The organism is Floridaenema flaviceps BLCC-F50 (assembly GCF_041929275.2).
Classification (GTDB): domain Bacteria; phylum Cyanobacteriota; class Cyanobacteriia; order Cyanobacteriales; family Aerosakkonemataceae; genus Floridanema; species Floridanema flaviceps.
In genome coordinates, this window is sequence record NZ_JBHFNR020000001.1 from 1,277,829 (window position 1) to 1,297,888 (window position 20,060).

Below are 20,060 nucleotides of genomic sequence, written 5' to 3' on the forward strand. Positions count from 1 at the left end.
GTAAATTTAAAATTCAATTCCTGGTTGCGCTTTGACTCCTTGTTCCCGAAATGGATGCTTAATTAGTGTCATTTCGGTAACTAAATCAGCTTTGTCGATTAATGCTTGGGGTGCGCCTCTACCAGTGAGAATAACGTGAGAATTTTCCGGTTTTTCTGTTAGTCCGGCGAGAATGTTTTCTACTTTTAAATAGCCTAATTTTAGAGCTACGTTTATTTCATCGAGTAAGATTAATTTAAATTCGGGGTTACGGATAAAAGTTAAGGCTTTTTCCCATGCTTGTTCGGCTTTTTGAATATCTCTTTGGCGGTCTTGAGTCTCCCAGGTGAAACCTTCGCCCATTGCATGAAATTGTAGCAGATCGGGCCAGTGACTCAAGACCGCTTTTTCTGCGGGTTCCCAAGCTCCTTTAATAAATTGTACGATCGCCACTCGATAACCATGACCAAGCGATCGCATTACCATGCCTAAAGCAGCAGTGGTTTTTCCTTTACCATTGCCAGTATGAACTATTATTAATCCTTTTTCTAGGTTGCGATCGGCGAGGCGTTGTTCTTGAACTTCTTTGCGCCTTTCCATTTTACGTTTGTATTGTTCTTCGCTTAAAGATGATGAGGTTGCTTCTTCGTTTAAGCGTTCAGCTGTTAAGTCTGGTGCGTTGTTTAGTTCCATTAGGTTTGTTTGTTGGAGAACCTTTCAAATTGTATAGCAGTATTATTTGTTTGGCGCGAGAGGTTTTTTTATTGAACCGCGAAGGACGCAAAGGACGCGAAGGAAAGAAAGAGAGAAAAAGAGAAGAGGTTGGTTATCTTAAGGTTATGAGGGAAGTTGAGCAAATATAGGTAGCATTAATATTGGCGAATTTAGTATTTATTGTTTAGGAGTGCCAAAATGTCGCAAAAGCGTGGTCGGAAAATTACACCTGCACCAATTCCAAAAGATATTAGTGTAGTCGATCTGATCGATAATTACTTTACTGCTTATAACTCTGCTCGGTTGCGGGAAATTTGTCAATTACTGAGTCGGGAGGTGTTGCAGGAGGGGGTAACTGTGGGGGTTAGTCTTTCTGGGGCGATGACTCCTGCGGGAATGGGGGTGGCGGCTTTGTCACCTTTAATTCGCAATGGTTTTATTGATTGGATGATTAGTACTGGTGCTAATCTTTATCACGATATTCACTTTGGTTTGGGTTTTGATTTGTACTCTAGTAGTCCGTTTTTAGATGATGTGAAGTTGCGCGAGGAAGGGACAATTCGCATCTATGATATTACTTTTGGCTACGATGTTTTGTTGGAAACTGATGCTTTTGTAAGGAAGGTTTTGCAAGCTGAACCTTTCCAAAAGCGGATGGGAACGGCTGAGTTTCACTATCTTTTGGGTAAGTATGTGCGGGAAGTGGAAAAGCAAGTTGGTGTGAAAGATTCTTGTTTGTTGGCTACTGCTTATGAGTGTGGTGTTCCGATCTATACTTCTTCGCCTGGGGATAGTTCAATTGGGATGAATGTGGCGGCGATGGTTTTGGAAGGTTCTCAACTGGTGATCGATCCGGCTATAGATGTGAATGAAACGGCGGCGATCGCCTATTGTGCCCGTGAATTTGGTAATTCTCAAACTGAAGGTAAAAGCGCTGCGGTAATTATTGGTGGCGGTAGTCCGAAGAATTTCCTATTACAAACTCAACCCCAATTACATGAGGTTTTAGGTTTAGAAGAACGGGGTCATGATTTCTTTGTGCAAATTACTGATGCACGTCCTGATACTGGTGGTTTGTCTGGTGCAACTCCGGCGGAAGCTGTTAGTTGGGGAAAGGTCGATCCTGAAGAATTACCCGACACAATTGTTTGTTATACCGATAGTACGATCGCAGTTCCCATCATCGCTGCTTACGCGATCAGTCAATGCGAACCTCGACCATTAAAACGATTGTACGATCGTCGAGGTGCAATGATGGAAAGACTAATTACTGATTACAAAAAAGTCAAAACTAATTCACCTGAAGAAGTACCAACAACTATGGCTACTGCGACTCCTGAACAAGAACCAGCAACTTATCCTACTGGTAGATTAATGCCTTAGTACATAATTAATAGTAGTTAGTTGGATTTTCTGCTCGGCAACTAACTACTGATTAATTCATCATAGATTTTCATTTGAAAATATGCGACAAGTACTTATTTACTCTGATGAAGATGGTTACTGGATAGCTGAATGTCCTAGCTTACCTGGTTGCAACAGTCAGGGAAAAACCAAACAAGAGGCAATTGCCAATATTAAAGAAGCGATCGAACTTTATATTGAAGTGTTGCAGGAAAAAGGTCAGCCCGTGCCAGACGATCGCTCTGATATGATCTTGGTGGCAGTATGAGTAGATTACCCCGCATTTCTGGTAGAGAATGTGTTAAAGCCTTAGAAAAAGTAGGATTCTACTTTTTGCGCCAAAAGGGTAGTCACATTTCTTTATATCGGGACGAACCTTTTGCTCAGATTGTTGTACCAGATCATCAAGAAATCGCTAAAGGAACACTTCGAGCAATTATTCGCGATGCTGGATTGAGCGTAGACGAATTTATTGGGCTATTGTAATTTTAGACTATTTATTGAGTAATTGAATCGTCAATCCGCTGAATTTAATCGCAAATTTGGATTAAGAAAACAGCTTGTCTTAGAAAATCTCCCTTCTAAGACAAGCTCTCTCTTTGCGACTCATCTCTTTGCGTTACTTGCGCTCTTAGGGGTTCCAAATTCCTCAAGTTGAAATAAAGCAATTACCTTAAGAAACCTGGAGGTGAGCGTAAATCCTAAAGTAGCAATTTGAGTTAATTAATTGTTGTTTACCACCGACCACTTAACATTGATTTTACCATTATTATCCTTGTAGAAACCTGGTTGATCGTTAATAACAAATGAGAGGGTTTCATGGGGTTGAAGGGTAACTTCATAAGGCCCTTTGCCAGTAGTAACCACTTCACCATTTTTCAGCGCTACTAAGGCTGCTGGTTTTAAGTTTGGGAACCGCAGATCGTTCTCTTGCCATTCTTTCTCTGCCATCTGCTCATTACCATCACCATCTACTTGCAAATCAAACTTATGGTTTGGATCGGGTGCTCCATAATTCCAAGTACCCTTAGTTTCTATTTTTAAGGTAATTGCTTTGTCAGATTTATTACTGTAGCTGGGTAGATTCTGCATTTCATTTGCGTCATTACCCCAAGTTGCATCAACTATTAGTTCGCCACTTTCTGGAAGTACTGGAATTACTGGAATTACTGGAATTACCGGAGGAACTGGTGGAACTGGAACTGGTGGTGGAGCTGGTGGAACTGGAGTTACTGGATCTAATGAAGTTACTGGAGGAGTTGGAGGAGTTGGAGGAGTTGGTGGAACTGGTGGAACTGGTGGAACTGGTGGAACTGGAGTTACTGGATCTAATGAAGTTACTGGAGGAGTTGGAGGAGTTGGAGGAGTTGGTGGAACTGGTGGAACTGGTGGAACTGGAGTTGCTGGCTTATTTTTAGAACCTTTGAGGAGCAACCACAGCAACCCGCCCACAATAGGAATGAGCAACAATAGGAGTAACCACCAAGGGAAACCTTCTTCTGTGGTTGGATCGGTTGGTGTCACAGGTGCTACGGGGTCGATCGCAGGTTGAGCAGGTGGTACGAGAACGAAAGGCGCTCTTTCTTTGTAAACATAACCACGAACTTGAGAGTAGGGATAACGGGGGTCAGTAGGCAGGACTTTGTGCATGGGCACTATCCGAACACTTTTCAAGTTAATCACTTGATCGGCGATCGCATAACTAATCCCATCCTTACCCAGATTTCTTACCACTGTGGCTGTATTATCGCTAGATACCTGAGTTGCAGTTCTCCCGGTTTTAAAGGCAGCTTTCTTGAAGATATCGTATTTGCTCAATGCTAATCTTGTATCGCTATAGGCTGGGCGATCGACAAAGCGAATTTTCCCTTTCGGCCCTCCCACCTGCGACCAATCAGTAATTTGTCCGCGAAATATCTTCGCAAATTGCTCAAAGGTGAGATTTTTTATGAAGCGATTGTTAGCCCCCACAATAATGGCTATTTTCTCTCGTTTTACGGGTACAAAAACTAAATCCTGGCCTTTTTCTTTCTCACTTAAGGGTCGTCCCACAGCTGCTAGGTCGATTTTATCTGCTCGCAATGCCCGCAATGCGTCAGTTGTGGTCGTTGTTGCCAGTTCCACCTGTGAGTCAGGGTACTTTGCTTGCAAGCGTTTTTTGAGAGCTTGATTAGGAACTGCCATGCTGCTAGAACCATAGATTGTCACTTTTTTGTCTTCGGGTAGTGACTTAGGTAAAGCTGAATCAGGTAGTGGAAAATCCTTTGTGTTATTGGAAGATTGGGCAAAAGCTGGAGCGATCGCACCTGAAACTGTCGGAACTGCGGCAGCAACTGTTAAAGTAAACAATAGTCCAGAAATCTGAATTGGGATATTTTTGTAGTTAAACATACTAAATCCCTCTCTTTTTTCCAGAGAACCGAATTTATCTGTGTTAATTAGGATTTTTGACCACATTACCACTTCTTTAACCTTTGAGAACTTTTAAGTTTGCCGCAATAATATCATTCTTCTTGAGCAAATGTAATTCATGGATGACTATGCGATCGCCCGTAATCATTAAGCTCTGAGTCTAACGCCCTAATAAATTGGGAATATTTTCACATCCACCGGGAATAGTAGCTCTAGTTTTTTCTCCTCCCCAAGCGCAGCAATAGTAACGTTGTTCTTCTGATAATCTTTGCACATTGGTAAAGTCTGCATTTTCTACTACCGCCCCAGTATACTCGCCTGTTATAAAGTTAGGAATTAAACTGCGACTGCGAGGAGAAGCTGTTTCTAATTTCCCATAAAAAAACTTAGTTCCTTTCAAATCTGCACCGGAAAGATTAGCTTCAAATAAAATTGTCCGGCTGAAATTTGCATGAACTAAATCGCAACTAATAAGATTAGCTCTAACTAAATTAGCATCACTTAAGTCTGTCCAACGCAGGTCTGTACCGGAAAGGTCTGCTCCTGCTAAGATTACTCCTAAGTCGATTACCCGCAGTCCATTTTCGCGGTCTTCTTCATAACCACCCATCCCATCTAAAATAGGACGACCTAAATGTTGATCTCGGCGGAGTGGGGTAAGTAACCTCGACCTAGATAAAAACCGGAGGACTTTGGCTTTACCTGCACCATCTATACTACTAAGTAGAGCAGCAGTGCGACCTTCGGCGAAGATTCTTTCTTGAGGCCAATCTTCTAATAAGCCTTCTTCTCCTAATGCTAAATCAGAAACTCCTTGAAAGTAAGCGTCTATTGTTTGTTGTTGGGTGATTAAGTTTTGTTGGTTGGTGAGACGGTTTTGTTCTAATGTTAAGTCGCGGGAGATGACGTATTGTTGCCATGCGACGTAAACGGCGAGAACGGCGATCGAAATTTGTCCTAATGCACCACTCCATTCTGCTAATGCACCGGAAGCTTCCCAGTTAATTGTCTTAAACCAAGCGCCAATGTAGCGATAAACTCCCAGGTAATTTAGTAATCCGGCGATCGCTAGTATGCAACAGACTCCCACAAATAATACAATTCTTTCTTGCTGGGGTAGGAATTGATTCAACCAGTTGTTTAAAGGCTTCCACAATACCCGAATTGATAATAGCAAAGCGACTATTGACCCGGAGATTCCCAGCCAGAAGTTGTTAATAATTAATCCGGCGAGCATTAGTGCGATCGCCATCATAATCACTACTAATACTGAGGTTGGTGGAGGAGTCCAACTTGGTTTTTTTTCTGATGTCAAACGTCTTAGATCTGTGTAAGGTCTATACAACAATGAATCTGCTTGCGTATGCGTCTTATCAACTTGAGTAACTTGACTGTGAGTATTACCATTAGGGCTATCTACTGGTGAATTAGAAACTGATTTGTTGTCAAAAGAATCAGGCTGTTTACTCATGCGATTTTAGATTTTATCTTTTCGATTTTCTCTTGACGATCGTCAGTAATCATCAACATTTTTATCGTTGTTGCGTTCGAGGATCTAAAGCATCGCGCAACCCATCTCCTAACAAGTTAAAAGCCAAAACTGTTAACACAATTAGTAACGCTGGCGGCCAAATTAGCCAAGGTTGCAGCACTAGAATAGAAGCATTTGTTGCCAAGGTTAACATATTTCCCCAAGAAGGATCTGGTTGCTGAATTCCTAAACCAATCAAACTCAAAATAGATTCAGCCACAATAAAACCTGGAACTGCTAAAGTAGCTGAAATTATTACGTAAGTTGCGGTTTGGGGCAAGACATGACGAATGATAATATAAATAGGATTACCGCCCATTGTTTTAGCAGCTTGGACAAATTCTCGTTCTTTAAGTGATAACACTTGTCCGCGAATTACTCTAGCTAAACCAGACCAACTAACGAATGAGGTAATCACAACAATTAGTAAAAATCGTTGGGAACTAGTTAAACCTGGTGGTAATACTGCGGCGAGGGCAACTAACAAATAAAGACTAGGAATAGTCATTAAAACTTCTACTACACGCATCAAAATGCTATCTACCCAACCGCCAAAGTAACCGGAAATACCGCCAACTAACATTCCCAAAGGAAAGGAAATCGCAATTCCGATTAAACCGATACTGAGGCTAATTCTGCCACCATAAAGCAAGCGGCTAAATTGATCGCGTCCTTGTTCATCGGTGCCCAAAAGGTTAAATTTGCCTTCTCCAGTTGTGCCAAATAAATGCCAATTTAAAGGAATTCCCGGAAAGATTACGATTTCATCTCTTGGTGGTGGTAAAGGCAGAGTTAGGCGAAATAAGTTATAGGTGGAACCGCGCACAAATAGACGTAATGGCGAGGGTTTTTTCCAGTCTACTGTGAGTTTGCGATCGCCTGTTGCCAATTCCACTGGCCCTTGAGTTGTCGGATAAACGTGGGGCCCAATAAACTCTCCTTGAGGAGTTCTTAAATAAATTTCTGTCGGTGGTAGTAGCGATCCATTAGGCTGAGAAGCATAAGGATCGTAAGGCGCAACAAAATCTGCTGCTATTACTGACAAATAGAATAATAACAGCAACAGTGCGCCACACTTTGCCAGAAAGTTACTTTGTAATTTTTGCCACCAATTCATAGTCTAATTCATCTCTTCTACTAATTGTCTTCTATCTTCTTCTGCCTTTTCATGTTCGACTACAAACACATTGGAGTATAAATTAGCAATTATTTGCTTACCTTGCTGTGTTAATTGTAGATAACGGAGAGCATCTTTGATGAAAGGAAAAACTCCATTCCAGTAAAACTTAGAATAGTTGCGCCGCAAGTCTCCCGGATGACGATAATTGAGGGCTTTATTCACTCCTGTTTCTTCAAATTCATAGTAGAGAGAAGTAATTTTTTTCAGATAGCGAGGATCGCTAAGTTGCCCAATTAAATCAGCTGCTCTGACTAAACCTGCATAATTGACTGTATCCTGATGATCTTCTACTGAAGGTACAGGAAAACGAGTCAGTTCAATGCTACGTTTAATTATTTCTGCGTCTATTAATTTATGTCCGCCAAAGCGCTCGGAGATAAACAATTTTCCTCGATCGACATGATAAGGTGTGAGGCTGGCATCGGAAGCACCTGGAGGTAATTTTACCATTTTGCCATCTTTACCAGTGGCATAAAGTCCTTCTTCTTCTTTGTCTTGACGGCAAACTCCTTTAACATAACCAATATCGTGGCATAGCAAAGAAATGATGTAGTGCAACCAATCTTCACTGGAAACTCCACCTTCCCGGATATGTTTACCACGTAAAATTTCTTGACCGACCAAAGTAACTAAAATTGTATGTTCTACGTTATGATAAAGGGCATCGCTGTTGGCAATATTTTCTAGTGCCATGCTACCAGCCCAGCCGATAATATCTTCGTAGTCATGCTTCAAACCTCCGTAGGTGCGGTGGTATCCTTCTCGCAGTTGTTCTACGAAGGTGTCAATTAGAATTTGTGTGGCATTGAACATTATAGTTTCCCGCTTGTTCTAAGTATTGATGTACAAGTATTTGTTGTTAATTCCGGTTGAGTTGCTAAATAGTTTCATTTGAAATCTAGCCCGTAAGACAGGGATATTTATGGGTTGAATAATATAGTAACGCAACCTAGCTTAGATCAAAGTTAGCTCTTTTACTGCTCTGTGGGTAGATGGCTGAGACTCCCTCGATCGCCAAAGAAAATGCTATTCTATAAAAATCACTCTGCGGGTGTAGTTCAGTGGTAGAACGCTAGCTTCCCAAGCTCGATGTCGTGGGTTCGAGTCCCATCACCCGCTTAGAAGCTAAAACAGTTGAAAATTAAGCAATACAAGGGTTTTAAGCTATTTGTCGTTTCCTATTTAATAGTACCTTTGTTCTAAATATTGGCTAAAGATGGGGTGATATTAGGAGATTGTGGGTGTACAGTTGGTGTACAGAAATTTCTCATAAGGAAGCAAAACACCATGCGCTCAGAATCCAATCATGCAAAGGCTTTTAAGAGTACTGTCCAGGTTATAAATTCACATGGATCGTTACAGTTAAGGTTTTCATTTGGAGGCAAGAGGCCCGTCATACCTTTATTACTCATGCTCTGGAAACAGGCAAACTAGATGCCAAAGATGTAGCTCGGTTGGTAGGTATTTCCCCAGAAATTATCTATCGCCACTATGCAGGTAACAAACGAGAGTTATTCGTTCCCGAATTTTAATCCAAGTTGAAGGGATATGCCAATGGAAAATATGAGTTCTAATGGCAACCAGCTACTTTAATTGCAACTGATAACCTGTCTGTAGGGGGAAATTTGATTTATAGTTGGCAATTCTTTTTACCCTCTCTAGACAGAGGGAACTTGATGGAACCTTGCTTTACATTACTTAACATAACGTAAAGCAGGAACTTTAAATCATGACTAACACACCAAAAACCGCTGAAAACTACGAAGGACAATTCGATCGCAAATACGGCGAGTTCGCTACTAAATTTGAATTTGGTTCTAATCCCAGTGCTGAAATTTGGAATGGTCGTTTGGCAATGGTTGGTTTTCTGATTGCATTGCTGATTGAATTAACAACTGGTGAAAAGTTTATTCACTATTTTGGTCTGTAATTTGTCAAGATGGGGAAATGCTTAACGGGTTTCCCTGGTTTTGTTTAATAGAAAAATTTGTTAGCGATCGCATTTTCATTTCCCTTTGTTTGTTGAAATAATGGGGGATAAGAGTGCGATCGTACTTGTAATACTAACTTAAGTTGCTAGTTATAAGTCTGGCTCTTTCTTAGCCCCCCTTATTAAGGGGGGTTGGGGGGATCTAAACACATATCACAGCCTTTAGATCCCCCCTAACCCCCCTTAATAAGGGGGGAACCGGCCCAAGAAGAGCTATTAACATCAAGGGGGGAACTCCGAAAGAATCAATAACTAGCAACTTGCGCTACCAGCTAAATATTCCTGCCAATCTTTCTTGAAGCAATTGGGGAAACTGGGAATAATATTTTTGATTCAATGGCGAAGGATGGGGTAAGGGCATTAAGTTTATTAATTTTTTGTGCAAATTTCCGGCGTTATCTTTCGCTACCATTTGAATTTCAATAGTTGCAGAATAGCGATCGCTTCTAGCAAAAAACTCTGCTAAAACTCCTTTTTCAGTGTATGGCGTAAACCAATCAAAAGCTTCATTACCTAAAGTAATAATTTTATTTCCTTGCCAATGCAACACTAACAACCGTTCAATAAAAGGGCGAAATCTTTTCTTTACTGCTTGACTATAGGCTTTATTTCCTGGTGGTTTGTAAGGTACAGTATTGGTGAGCAAAACATGATCTAAAACTGCTTGCAAATCAGTAGTTTTTGTTGGTGCTTCCTGTGTCATAGCACGGTATAAACCACTACGCACAAGCTTGCCAGCAGCACCAATCAGTGGTTGATTGGCATGAACTTCATCTTTGCCCAAATCTCTAGCAAAAAAGCATAATTGACTATTGAGATTACCTGCATAGAGAATAGGTTGGGTTGGTTTTAATCCCGCAGCGAGATAAACTGGTTCATCGATGGGAAAGGTAGCACTTTCGGCTTCTTGTTGAATCTCTGATAATAGCTGAGTAATATTGGGCATAGAAGCAGCTTTCTTCTCTTGAATCTGGGTACAACCTTTCAATAGTACACTTTCTATAGGACATTGTTTCATGGCAATAGAAAACGTTGGACAATCAGCTATTGAACAAAATCTGGAACAGTTTCTTTTAGTACTTTCAGTTTCTTTAAGCGTCGCTACATTATCGCGAGTTTTTAGCTGGTTTCGGAAAATTCCCTACACTTTATTGCTAGTGATTGTCGGGTTGGGTTTAGCTTTTGTAAATGTCAGATTAGTCAATCTATCTCCCGGCTTAATTTTAGAAATCTTCTTGCCACCTTTATTATTTGAAGCTGCTTGGAATTTGAAGTGGCGAGACTTGCTGGAAAATTGGGTGCCTGTGGTGCTTTACGCAATTTTTGGCGTAATGATTTCGGTTGTTGGCATTGGTTTGGCACTGAATCAATTTGCCGCAATTCCTTTAGCAACTGCTTTATTGGCAGGGGCAACTTTAGCCGCAACCGATCCGGTTTCTGTAATTGCTTTGTTTAAGGAATTAGGTGCGGGGAAAAAGTTAAGAACTATCATGGAGGGAGAGAGTTTATTTAATGATGGTGTGGCAGTTGTTGCCTTTAGTTTGTTAGTAGGAATTCCTTTGGGAATTGAAGAATTTGATTTACCTGTGAGTGTGGCGCGATTCTTTGTTTTTGTCGGTGTTGGGGTGGGAGTTGGCAGTTTAATTGGGTTTGGAATTTCCTATTTGACTCAAAGGTTTGATTTGCCATTAGTGGAACAATCCCTGACTTTAGTTGCTGCTTATGGAACTTATTTAATTACTGAAGAATTGGGCGGTTCTGGGGTAATTGGAGTTGTGACAACTGCCTTAATTTTGGGAAATTTCGGTTCGCGAATTGGCATGAATCCCCGCACTAGATTGCTAGTAACTGAATTTTGGGATTTTTTGGCTTTTTTTGTCAATTCAATTGTCTTTTTATTGATTGGCGATCAAGTCCGTTATGATAATTTGGCAAAGGATTTTGGGTTGATAATGTTGGCGATCGCAGCAGTATTATTAACTCGAATTGTGGCGATTTTTTTCCTGGGATTTATCAGCAATTTGTTCACTAAAGTCGATCTCAGTTGGCAAGAAATGTTGGTGCTTTGGTGGGGAGGTTTAAGGGGTTCGGTTTCGATTGCTTTGGCTTTGAGTTTACCAGTTGCTTTAGCTGGGAGGCAAGAGATCGCTGATATTGTGTTTGGTGTGGTTTTATTTACTTTATTAGTGCAAGGTTTAACTACTCAGTTTCTTTTGGAAAATTTGGGTTTAATTGGCGATCGCAAATTGCAGCAGGAATATTCTGAAATGGTGGCACGTCGCATTGCTTTAACCAGAGTGATGAAGTTTCTTTGTGAGGAAAAAGATTTCCGCCAAGTCGATCCAGAATTTTATGATTTACAAATGTCATTAGTGGAAGGCGAATTAGAATCTTTGTCAGAAGAGACTTACCAAATGATAGTTAAACACCCGCAATTAAGAGAGCAAGTTAATGAACAAATGCGCGATAAACTGTTAGATATTGAGGCGGATACTTATGCGGAATTGATTCGCACTGGTTGGTTAGATGAACGACTTTCCCCGATGTTACAAGAAGTTTTGGGTAGAGAAGAGGATGTGTAATATCGCTCGCTAAAATGTTTGCTGATGCAAAATTGTAGAGACGTTTCATGGAACGTCTCTACAGTAAATAAATACATGAAACGTCTCTACATTTGGATCGCCAATAAATCCTACTGGTATAACTAGGTATAATATTTACCAGTGGATTAAGTCGGGACTTCTATGACTGAACCGATTATTCAATTAAAAAAAGTTTCTAAAACTTTTGGTGACAATAAAGTTTTAGACGAAGTTGATCTGACGATTTATCAAGGAGAAGCTTTAGGTATTATTGGCCCTTCTGGTACAGGAAAATCAACGATTTTGCGAGTAATTGCTGGATTACTTGCACCTGATGCTGGGGAAATTTATATTCGGGGAAAACGGCGCAAAGGGTTAATTGAAGATGGAGAAAATCCGCTAGGAATTGGTTTAGTTTTTCAGCAAGCTGCTTTATTTGATTCGTTGACAGTAGAAGAAAATGTAGGTTTTTTATTGTATCAACATTCTAAGTTATCACGGCGAAGAATTCGGGAACTTGTGGAGGAGAAATTGGAGATGGTAGGATTGCCTGGAATAGGCGATCGCTATCCCGCAGAATTATCCGGGGGAATGCGAAAACGGGTGAGTTTTGCGCGGGCGATTATGTCTAATCCAGACAATCCAAAAGATAATCCCGAAGTTTTGTTGTACGATGAACCTACAGCAGGTTTAGATCCGATCGCTTCTACTGTGATTGAAGATTTGATTCGAGATTTAAAAGCAAAAACAGGAGGTTGTAACACTTACGCGATCGTCACTCACCAAGATAGTACTATTCGCCGCACTAGTGAACGGATTGTGTTTCTTTATCAAGGTAAAGTTAAATGGGAGGGTGCAGTTGATGATATTGACACTACCGAAGATCCTTTAATGCGGCAATTTTTTAGCGGTAGTGTAGAAGGGCCAATTCAAGTAGTTGGTTGAGAAAAACTTTGCAAGAAAGTGGAAGAGGAAATATGCGATCGCGTACTATGAGAGAAGGTTCGGTTGGCTTATTATTATTATTAGGAATAGGACTATTCGCTGGATTAATTTTGTGGTTGCAAGGTATCTATTTTGGCAGACGTGACTATCAATTTACTGTCAACTTTAAGGATGCTGGAGGAATGCAAATAGGAACACCTGTGCGCTATCGTGGTGTCACCGTTGGTAGAGTTCTCAGAGTCGATCCACAAGTTAATGGTGTCGATGTATTAGTGGAAATTACCGAACCAGATTTAGTCATACCTCGTGATGTTACAATTGAGTCGCAACAGTCAGGTTTAATCGGAGAAAATAGCATTAATATTACTCCTAATAGAGAAGTAGCTACTGATGTAAAAAACCTAGCACCATTCGACCCAAACTGTAATCAAAGACAGCTAATTATTTGTCAAAATGCACGTTTAGAAGGAAAAACAGGCGCTAGTATTGACCAATTAATTAATGCTGCTGTTAGCTTCGCTAATCTTTATACCGATCGGCAATTTTACAACAATATTAATTCAGCTATTACCAATACATCAAGAGCAGCCGAAGGTATAGTTAGTTTAACTCGTGATTTATCGGGGTTATCCCAAGCAGTGAGACAGGATTTAGGAAATATTTCCCAAGCAACTAGTGCTATTGGTCGCACTGTAGATAGATTTGGCGTAACTGCTGATAAACTGAGTGTAACTGCTGATAAATTTAACGTAACTGCTGATAGAATTGGTCGGACTGCTGACCAATTTAACGTAACTGCTGATAGAATTGGTCGGACTGCTGAGCAAGTTTCTAATCAATTTGGCGTGACTGCAAATAGAATTGGTAGAACTGCCGATCAAATTACTGTTACTACTAATCAATTGGGTTCTTCCTTTAACCAAACTGCGGGACGGGTGAATAGAACTTTAGATGAATTTCGATCGACAACTAATCAAGTAAATGGGTTAGTCGGTAATTTAAATAATTTAATTACTAATAATCAAGGGGCGCTAGTTGCCACTTTGAATAATTTGAAAGAAACGAGTGATGATTTGCGGGTTGCTGTGCGGAAATTGAGTCCTTCGATCGATCGCATTTCCCAAGGACAATTAATTCAAAACTTAGAAACCCTTTCTGCTAATGCAGTAGAAGCATCAGCTAATTTACGCAAAGTTTCTAGTTCTTTAAATGACCCCACAGTTATTTTATCATTACAACAAACATTAGATTCCGCCAGAGTAACATTTCAAAATGCCCAAAAAATTACCTCTGATTTAGATGAATTAATCGGCGATCCCAAATTACGCCAAAATCTCCGTATTTTGATTAATGGATTAAGCGGTTTAGTTTCTTCTACCGAACAATTACAACAACAGGTAGAAGTAGCCCAATTTTTACAACCAATGAAAGCAGCAACAAATTTACCAATACCTAATACTATTGGTCACTCTCCCACTGATAATTTACCCACACAAAACAAACCAATTGTTCCCATACCAGAAACAACAGCTAACAGAAAAGATAGAAAACCTTTCGTCCAAAAATCATCTCATGGTGATAATTAACTTTTTTTAATGACGACTAGTAAGTAGGTAGATATAAATAAACTGAAAACTTTGGCGGGCTCTCCTGCCTACCCCACAAGAAAGCTCTAACTCTGGTGGGGCGGGCTCTCCTGCCTACCCCACAAGAAAGCTCTAACTCTGGTGGGGCAGGCTCTCCTGCCCACCCCACAAGAAAGCTCTAACTCTGGTGGGGTGGGCAGGAGAGCCCGCCCTGGTTTTCACTTTATTTACATCTACCTACTTAGTACTAAAATGCTGCTATCGCTATCGGAATCTTAATCACAAATTCTGTTTTGCCGCCGATGGCAGAATTACAGATTAATTGACCCCCATGTTTTTTGACAATAGCATAGCTAACAGATAAACCTAAACCTGTACCACTCCCTACAGGTTTAGTTGTGAAAAATGGCTCAAATAGACGTTTTTGAATATCGGCGGGAATCCCGTTGCCATTATCAGTAATTGTAATTCTTACCCACTCTTTTTCTTCCACTTCTGTCTGAATCTTTATGAAGGGATTTCTATTAGTTTTACTAACTTCTTTGAGAGCATCAAGGGCATTACTAATAATACTCAAAAATACTTGGTTCATTTCACTTGCATAACAAGTAACTAAAGGCAAATCTCCATACTCTTTAATAAGTTGTATCTTTGGTTGATTGTTATTACCCTGGAAACGATTTTGTAAAATTAATAAAGTGCTGTCAATCCCGCTGTGTAAATCTACAGATTTCATTTTCGCTTCATCCAAGCGAGAAAAATTCCGCAAACTCACAATAATTTGCTGGATGCGTTCGCTCCCTGTTTTCATTGAGCGGAATATTTTATTCAAATCTTTTTTAATAAATTCTAGCTCTATCTCCTCAATTTTTGCTTGAATTACTGAGTTTTCTTCCAGATATTCTTGCTGATAAAGTTCTAGCAAACTGAGCAAATTGTTGACATAATTTTCTGTATGCTGAAGATTACCATGAATAAAGTTCACTGGATTATTAATTTCGTGTGCTATACCTGCGACCAATTGACCAAGTGCTGACATTTTCTCGCTTTGAATTAATTGGGTTTGGGTTTGTTGCAAATTTTTCAATGCTTGCTCTAAATCATCAGCTTTTTGCCTTAAATCCTCAGTTTTTCGCTCTACTTCTGCTGCTAAAGTTTGAGAATATTTTTCTAATTTTTGATACAAACGTGCATTTTCAATGGATATAGCAGCTTGAGAAGTAAGAATTTTCAGAGTTTCGATGCGATCGCTAGTGAATGCACCGACTGTGAGGTTATTCTCCAAATATAATATGGCAATTAATTTACCCTGCTTGCTAATTGGAGTACATAAAGCTGATTTAGGTTGGTGCGTAATGATATAGCGATCGCCTGCAAATTGAGCCTCAGCACTTAAGTTATCAAAAACTGCCGTTGTTTGACTTCTAGCTACAGAATAAATCAAATTTTGCGGTAATTCTGAACATTCAGTTAGAGGAATTTGCCAATTTTCTGTATGCTTCTGATTCGCTTTCGCTACCACTAATAATTCTGCTTCTTGATTAATTACTAAAATTCCAGTTTGCGCTCCTGCATTATTAATGGCAATTTGCATTAGAGTAGCTAAAAGTTTCTCTAATTCAATTTCCTCGGAAATAGCTTGTGCTGCTTTCATCACTGCGGGGAAATCTAACCATAAATTCTCATTACTACTGGCGATAGTTACATTTCTAATCGGGGTGGGAGCGATCGTTCCTCCAGTTGAGATCGCAAAGTTAATTGGTTGAAGAATAGCTCCTAATAATTGGGGAAAGTGTTGTTCTAAATAGGCGACTTTTGCTTTAGCACCCCAACGAGCATAACAATAGTATGCTTCTTGCATATACCCAGCAGCAACTTTTTCTTTACCCCAATCAAGATAGAATTTAGCAGCAAGTTCGTTAGCAATTGCTTCTTCTTGGATATATTCGTTTTCTTTAGCTATGGAAATGGCGCGATCGTAAAATTCTATGGCTTCCGTCCGTTGATTAAATACTCGACACCGTTCGGCTTCTACTAAATAGAATTTGTGTAAACAATTAGCAGGAGCATGATTAGCATATATCCTCATTTTTTCTTGGTTTGAAGTAATGCGATCGATAATGTCAGTTTGCTGGGAATTCTCACTTTTAGAGTAAATCGCTAGATGGACTAAAGAAGCATAAAAATAAAAAGTAGGAATAAAAACTGAACCCGCTCCAGCCTGAGCGTATTGCTCAAAAAGATGTACATATTCGATCGCTTGCTCGTATTGAGAGAATAAATAGCACAGAATAAGCTTGTTAATAGATAGAAAAATTAATCCCAGTTGATCGTTCTGGTTTTGATGGAAGGGCAACATTTGTGCTTCATTGTACGCCTCACCCATTAATAATTCTGGCTGATTTGAGTTTCCCAAAAGATTGATGATACTTTGTCTAAAAATATTAGAATAATTCAAAGCAGCCTCTTGATTTATTTGGGAAATTGCCTCAGCAGCAAAGAATATTCTTGAGGATAAACTTGTTAATTCATATCCAGCGAAATAGGCGAAATAAGAGTAACAGTGAATCGACCAAGCTGCATACTCTAAATCTCCTGTTTCTAAACCAATGTAATAGGTATTTAAAAAAGAATCCAAAGTTTCTCTTACCGGAATTTTCCAGTGTTTAATAAAGTAATACACTATAAAAGTGGTGCGAGCATAGATTGCTTTGGCATTAAATTTATCTAACAGCTTTAAGGAAAGTTCCCCCAAATTATATCCTGTGCTAATATCCCCGATCGCAGAACAAATAATCAATCCATACCAAGCATATATAAATCCAGATAGGGGATTATTACCTTGTTCCAGAAAAAGATTAACTCCTTCACTCAGCAGAATAGGCAATAACTCTGGTTTGCCAATGTAGGTTGCTGATAATACTTTTACTAGCAAGCGTGTAGCGATCGAACCTTCAATCGAAGTCATCTCTGGCAAATCATACAGAGATTCAATTGAACATTGATTGAGCTTGAAGGTAGTGTTTTCTAATGCTTGTTGAACTTCTAATTGAGTAGGAGAATTAGGAAAATCAAACCCTAATTTATGCAATATTTCTAATGTGGTTTCTACAGCGTCTATAAAACGATTCTGTACAATGTCTGCCTGAATTTTTGTTTCATAAACATTCACTCTATCTAGCAAGCTATTCGTATTAGATAAAACTTCATTAATAACCTGATTCATCTTGGCAAAATCACCTTGCAAATAGGCAACTTCCGCCAAAGTCTCGCTCAGATTGAGTGCTAAGATATACTGTGTTTGCCACTTATTAGGAGCAAGTAATTGTAAGCCTGTCGAAAAATATTTGATAGCTGCTGTATATGCAGCTGAATTTTTAGCTTTTTGCCCTGCTAGCCAATTGAGATGAGCAAGTTGTTCTTGTCGATCGAGTCGATCGATTAGTTCTAATCCTAAATTTAAATGGTTGACAATTTCAAAAATTTTAGCATCCTGTTCTTCAATAGGAGTATGGTTCAATAATAGTAATCCAATTGTTAAATGAGTATTTTGTTTTTGGTCTGTTGGAATTAGAGAATAAGCTGCTTGTTGGACGCGATCGTGCAAAAATCGATAAGTCGGATTAACAGAAGCTTGCAAAATTTCTTCACTATCAGACTGGGTAAAGAATTTGTAGATTTTAGTAGTAGGAATCACCAAAGTTTCCTGCAATCCTTTCCATAAACTTGTTGCCGTACTTTCCGGTGATTTCTGGTTAACAATTGCTAAAGTATTCAAATCAAACTGTGTTCCAATACAAGCCGCTAATTTTAATACATCCTGAGTTTCTTTCGGCAATTTCTGCAATTGTGATGCCATGAATTCAACAACATCATCAGTAATTGCTAAGGCTTTGACTTGGGCAATATCACACTGCCAATGCTGAATATTCCAATTAAAACTTATTAAATTATCATTATGTAATGCTTTGAGAAACTGCGTAGCAAAAAAAGGATTACCTTCGGTTTTTTGATAGACTAATTGTGTCAAAGGATCGGCTAAGGATAACTCACAATTGAGTGTGTCTGCAACTAGCCGATTCATGTCTGATTGGGTTAAGGGTGGTAAAGTAATAGTATTAACTGTTGCTCCCATTTTGACAATTTCATCCACTGTTAAAACGAAAGGATGAACAGGAGAAACTTCATTATCTCGATAAGCACCTAATATCAATAAATATCTCGTATCTTGCATCAATAATTTCAGCAAATTCAGTGAAGCGGAATCTGCCCATTGTAAGTCATCCAAAAACATCACTAAGGGATGTGCAGCACTAGTGAAAACTTTGACAAATTTTTGTAAAAGCAAATTAAAGCGATTTTGAGCGGCTGTTCCTGATAATTCTATAGCAGGTGGTTGTTTACCAATGATGCTTTCTAACTCAGGAATTACGTCAATTAAGACTTGTCCATTCTCTCCTACTGCGGTGAGAATATTCGTTTTCCAAGTTTGTATTTGAGCCTCAGATTCTGATAGCAATTGCCCCATTAACTCACGGAATGCTTGCACAAATGCGCTAAAAGGAATGTTGCGTTGAAATTGATCGTATTTGCCTTTGATAAAATAACCCCGTTGCTTCACAATGGGTTTATGTACTTCGTTTACTACTGCGGTTTTTCCAATGCCTGAAAATCCCGCAACTAGCATCATTTCTGTTGTACCATTGGCAACGCAAGCGAAGGAATTTAATAGTTGATTGACTTCAGCTTCTCTTCCATAGAGTTTTTCGGGGATAGTAAAGCGATCGCTAAGATCCCGCTTTCTGATTTCAAAATACTCAATCTGCCCCTTTTCTTGTAATTGAGTTAAACATTTTTCTAAATCATGCTTGATTCCTAATGCAGTCTGATAACGTTCTTCAGCATTTTTTGCCATCAATTTACCGACAATTTCTGACAATACTAAAGGAATTTCTGCATTAATTTCATGGATAGGTATTGGCTGTTCAGCCAGATGACCATGTACCAATTCCATCGGATCATCAGATATAAATGGTAACTGTCCTGTTAACAATTCATAAAAGGTGACACCAAGGGCATAGAAATCGGTACGATAATCAATGCCTCGATTCATTCGACCAGTTTGTTCTGGTGATAGATAGGCTAATGTTCCTTCTAAAACATTGGGGTTCTGAATTTCTTGAGTTTCTCTAGGTAGGAGAGAGGCAATACTAAAGTCAATTAATTTGACTTGTTTGCTGTGAGGATGAATCAGAATATTAGCAGGTTTAATATCTTTATGAATAACTCGATTTTGATAGAGATAGTGCAGAGCTTCTGTCAGTTGAATAGCTATTTTAACAAATTCTAATAAAGGTAAATAGTTAGATTTTGGACTGTTATCGTTGGCTAATAAGAGATAATCAGATAAAGAAATTCCGCCAAAATCTTCCATAACTAAGGCATAGCCATTGCGATATACTTCCAGAGTTAAGGCTTTGATAATACGAGGAAAGTCAAGATTTTTGGCAATAGTATATTGGTTGCGTAATTGAACAAGTTCGCTAAAGTTTGGATATTCGTTTCGTAATATTTTAATAGCAACGGGGTGTCGATCGCTGGTACGGATACCTCGATAGACGAGGGTGCGCGTACCTGCGTATAGTTGCTCTGTAATTTGATAACCAGACAAGTTGGCGATCGCACTCATAAGCCTTTAAACTAGTCCTAAATTATTTTGTACTGCTATCCTATCAGC

General features: G+C 39.4%; 14 protein-coding genes, 1 tRNA gene and 1 pseudogene. 9 read left to right on the plus strand and 7 right to left on the minus strand.

Annotated features, from left to right (window positions below; genetic code table 11):
- Positions 1 to 6 precede the first annotated feature (6 nt).
- Positions 7 to 672, minus strand: a complete 666-nt coding sequence (gene cobO / locus ACE1CI_RS06135; RefSeq protein WP_413263730.1) for a cob(I)yrinic acid a,c-diamide adenosyltransferase — start codon at positions 670 to 672, stop codon at positions 7 to 9.
- A gap of 219 nt (positions 673 to 891) precedes the next feature.
- On the opposite strand from cobO, the gene ACE1CI_RS06140 reads away from it, so the two are divergent.
- The 3 genes from ACE1CI_RS06140 to ACE1CI_RS06150 all read left to right on the plus strand — a co-directional run bounded on the left by ACE1CI_RS06140 (position 892) and on the right by ACE1CI_RS06150 (position 2,583).
- Positions 892 to 2,076, plus strand: a complete 1,185-nt coding sequence (locus ACE1CI_RS06140) for a homospermidine biosynthesis protein (protein WP_496615272.1) — start codon at positions 892 to 894, stop codon at positions 2,074 to 2,076.
- 82 nt (positions 2,077 to 2,158) lie between these two features.
- A complete protein-coding gene (locus tag ACE1CI_RS06145; RefSeq protein WP_413263732.1) occupies positions 2,159 to 2,365 on the plus strand; it encodes a type II toxin-antitoxin system HicB family antitoxin in 207 nt (68 codons plus the stop codon).
- Positions 2,362 to 2,583, plus strand: coding sequence for a type II toxin-antitoxin system HicA family toxin (locus ACE1CI_RS06150; RefSeq protein ID WP_413263733.1), 222 nt, complete (start codon positions 2,362 to 2,364; stop codon positions 2,581 to 2,583). The genes ACE1CI_RS06145 and ACE1CI_RS06150 overlap by 4 nt, the downstream gene beginning before the upstream one ends.
- A gap of 237 nt (positions 2,584 to 2,820) precedes the next feature.
- On the opposite strand, the gene ACE1CI_RS06155 is transcribed toward ACE1CI_RS06150, so the two are convergent.
- From ACE1CI_RS06155 to ACE1CI_RS06170, 4 genes are all read right to left on the minus strand, one after another.
- Entirely contained in the window at positions 2,821 to 4,488 is a 1,668-nt protein-coding gene (locus ACE1CI_RS06155) for a substrate-binding domain-containing protein (protein ID WP_413263734.1), read from the minus strand.
- 181 nt (positions 4,489 to 4,669) lie between these two features.
- Positions 4,670 to 5,980, minus strand: a complete 1,311-nt coding sequence (locus ACE1CI_RS06160; RefSeq protein ID WP_413263735.1) for a pentapeptide repeat-containing protein — start codon at positions 5,978 to 5,980, stop codon at positions 4,670 to 4,672.
- A 61-nt stretch (positions 5,981 to 6,041) separates the two neighbouring features.
- On the minus strand, positions 6,042 to 7,157 hold the full coding sequence (locus ACE1CI_RS06165) for an ABC transporter permease (RefSeq protein WP_413263736.1): 1,116 nt from the start codon (positions 7,155 to 7,157) through the stop codon (positions 6,042 to 6,044).
- Between the two features lie 3 nt (positions 7,158 to 7,160).
- On the minus strand, positions 7,161 to 8,033 hold the full coding sequence (locus ACE1CI_RS06170; RefSeq protein WP_413263737.1) for an Npun_R2479 family HD domain-containing metalloprotein: 873 nt from the start codon (positions 8,031 to 8,033) through the stop codon (positions 7,161 to 7,163).
- A 234-nt stretch (positions 8,034 to 8,267) separates the two neighbouring features.
- On the opposite strand from ACE1CI_RS06170, the gene ACE1CI_RS06175 reads away from it, so the two are divergent.
- From ACE1CI_RS06175 to ACE1CI_RS06185, 3 genes and pseudogenes are all read left to right on the plus strand, one after another.
- Positions 8,268 to 8,339 (plus strand) — tRNA-Gly (locus ACE1CI_RS06175).
- A 266-nt stretch (positions 8,340 to 8,605) separates the two neighbouring features.
- Positions 8,606 to 8,752, plus strand: a pseudogene (locus ACE1CI_RS06180) (site-specific integrase); the annotation flags it as partial.
- 197 nt (positions 8,753 to 8,949) lie between these two features.
- Positions 8,950 to 9,150 (plus strand): chlorophyll a/b-binding protein, encoded by a 201-nt coding sequence (locus ACE1CI_RS06185; protein WP_413263738.1) that lies wholly within the window; start codon positions 8,950 to 8,952, stop codon positions 9,148 to 9,150.
- Positions 9,151 to 9,475: 325 nt separating this feature from the next.
- On the opposite strand, the gene ACE1CI_RS06190 is transcribed toward ACE1CI_RS06185, so the two are convergent.
- Complete coding sequence (locus tag ACE1CI_RS06190; protein ID WP_459564035.1) at positions 9,476 to 10,156, minus strand: uracil-DNA glycosylase family protein; 681 nt, start codon at positions 10,154 to 10,156, stop codon at positions 9,476 to 9,478.
- 70 nt (positions 10,157 to 10,226) lie between these two features.
- Between ACE1CI_RS06190 and ACE1CI_RS06195 the strand changes: the two genes are divergently transcribed.
- From ACE1CI_RS06195 to ACE1CI_RS06205, 3 genes are all read left to right on the plus strand, one after another.
- Positions 10,227 to 11,792 (plus strand): cation:proton antiporter, encoded by a 1,566-nt coding sequence (locus ACE1CI_RS06195; protein WP_413263740.1) that lies wholly within the window; start codon positions 10,227 to 10,229, stop codon positions 11,790 to 11,792.
- Between the two features lie 162 nt (positions 11,793 to 11,954).
- The gene (locus ACE1CI_RS06200; protein ID WP_413263741.1) at positions 11,955 to 12,737 is read left to right on the plus strand and encodes an ABC transporter ATP-binding protein; all 783 of its coding nucleotides are present in this window, start codon (positions 11,955 to 11,957) and stop codon (positions 12,735 to 12,737) included.
- 32 nt (positions 12,738 to 12,769) lie between these two features.
- Positions 12,770 to 14,323 carry an MlaD family protein gene (locus tag ACE1CI_RS06205; RefSeq protein WP_413263742.1) on the plus strand — a complete coding sequence of 518 codons (1,554 nt, stop codon included), beginning with the start codon at positions 12,770 to 12,772 and terminating at the stop codon, positions 14,321 to 14,323.
- Between the two features lie 247 nt (positions 14,324 to 14,570).
- Here ACE1CI_RS06205 and ACE1CI_RS06210 read toward each other — a convergent pair whose 3' ends face one another.
- Positions 14,571 to 20,012 (minus strand): trifunctional serine/threonine-protein kinase/ATP-binding protein/sensor histidine kinase, encoded by a 5,442-nt coding sequence (locus tag ACE1CI_RS06210; RefSeq protein ID WP_413263743.1) that lies wholly within the window; start codon positions 20,010 to 20,012, stop codon positions 14,571 to 14,573.
- Between the last annotated feature and the right edge of the window lie 48 nt (positions 20,013 to 20,060).

What these genes read in the sequence shown, in the direction of transcription:
- cobO (WP_413263730.1), bottom strand. Translation starts at nt 672, where the DNA reads ATGGAACTAAACAACGCACCAGACTTAACAGCTGAACGCTTAAACGAA.
- ACE1CI_RS06140 (WP_496615272.1), top strand. Translation starts at nt 892, where the DNA reads ATGTCGCAAAAGCGTGGTCGGAAAATTACACCTGCACCAATTCCAAAA.
- ACE1CI_RS06145 (WP_413263732.1), top strand. Translation starts at nt 2,159, where the DNA reads ATGCGACAAGTACTTATTTACTCTGATGAAGATGGTTACTGGATAGCT.
- ACE1CI_RS06150 (WP_413263733.1), top strand. Translation starts at nt 2,362, where the DNA reads ATGAGTAGATTACCCCGCATTTCTGGTAGAGAATGTGTTAAAGCCTTA.
- ACE1CI_RS06155 (WP_413263734.1), bottom strand. Translation starts at nt 4,488, where the DNA reads ATGTTTAACTACAAAAATATCCCAATTCAGATTTCTGGACTATTGTTT.
- ACE1CI_RS06160 (WP_413263735.1), bottom strand. Translation starts at nt 5,980, where the DNA reads ATGAGTAAACAGCCTGATTCTTTTGACAACAAATCAGTTTCTAATTCA.
- ACE1CI_RS06165 (WP_413263736.1), bottom strand. Translation starts at nt 7,157, where the DNA reads ATGAATTGGTGGCAAAAATTACAAAGTAACTTTCTGGCAAAGTGTGGC.
- ACE1CI_RS06170 (WP_413263737.1), bottom strand. Translation starts at nt 8,033, where the DNA reads ATGTTCAATGCCACACAAATTCTAATTGACACCTTCGTAGAACAACTG.
- ACE1CI_RS06185 (WP_413263738.1), top strand. Translation starts at nt 8,950, where the DNA reads ATGACTAACACACCAAAAACCGCTGAAAACTACGAAGGACAATTCGAT.
- ACE1CI_RS06190 (WP_459564035.1), bottom strand. Translation starts at nt 10,156, where the DNA reads ATGCCCAATATTACTCAGCTATTATCAGAGATTCAACAAGAAGCCGAA.
- ACE1CI_RS06195 (WP_413263740.1), top strand. Translation starts at nt 10,227, where the DNA reads ATGGCAATAGAAAACGTTGGACAATCAGCTATTGAACAAAATCTGGAA.
- ACE1CI_RS06200 (WP_413263741.1), top strand. Translation starts at nt 11,955, where the DNA reads ATGACTGAACCGATTATTCAATTAAAAAAAGTTTCTAAAACTTTTGGT.
- ACE1CI_RS06205 (WP_413263742.1), top strand. Translation starts at nt 12,770, where the DNA reads ATGCGATCGCGTACTATGAGAGAAGGTTCGGTTGGCTTATTATTATTA.
- ACE1CI_RS06210 (WP_413263743.1), bottom strand. Translation starts at nt 20,012, where the DNA reads ATGAGTGCGATCGCCAACTTGTCTGGTTATCAAATTACAGAGCAACTA.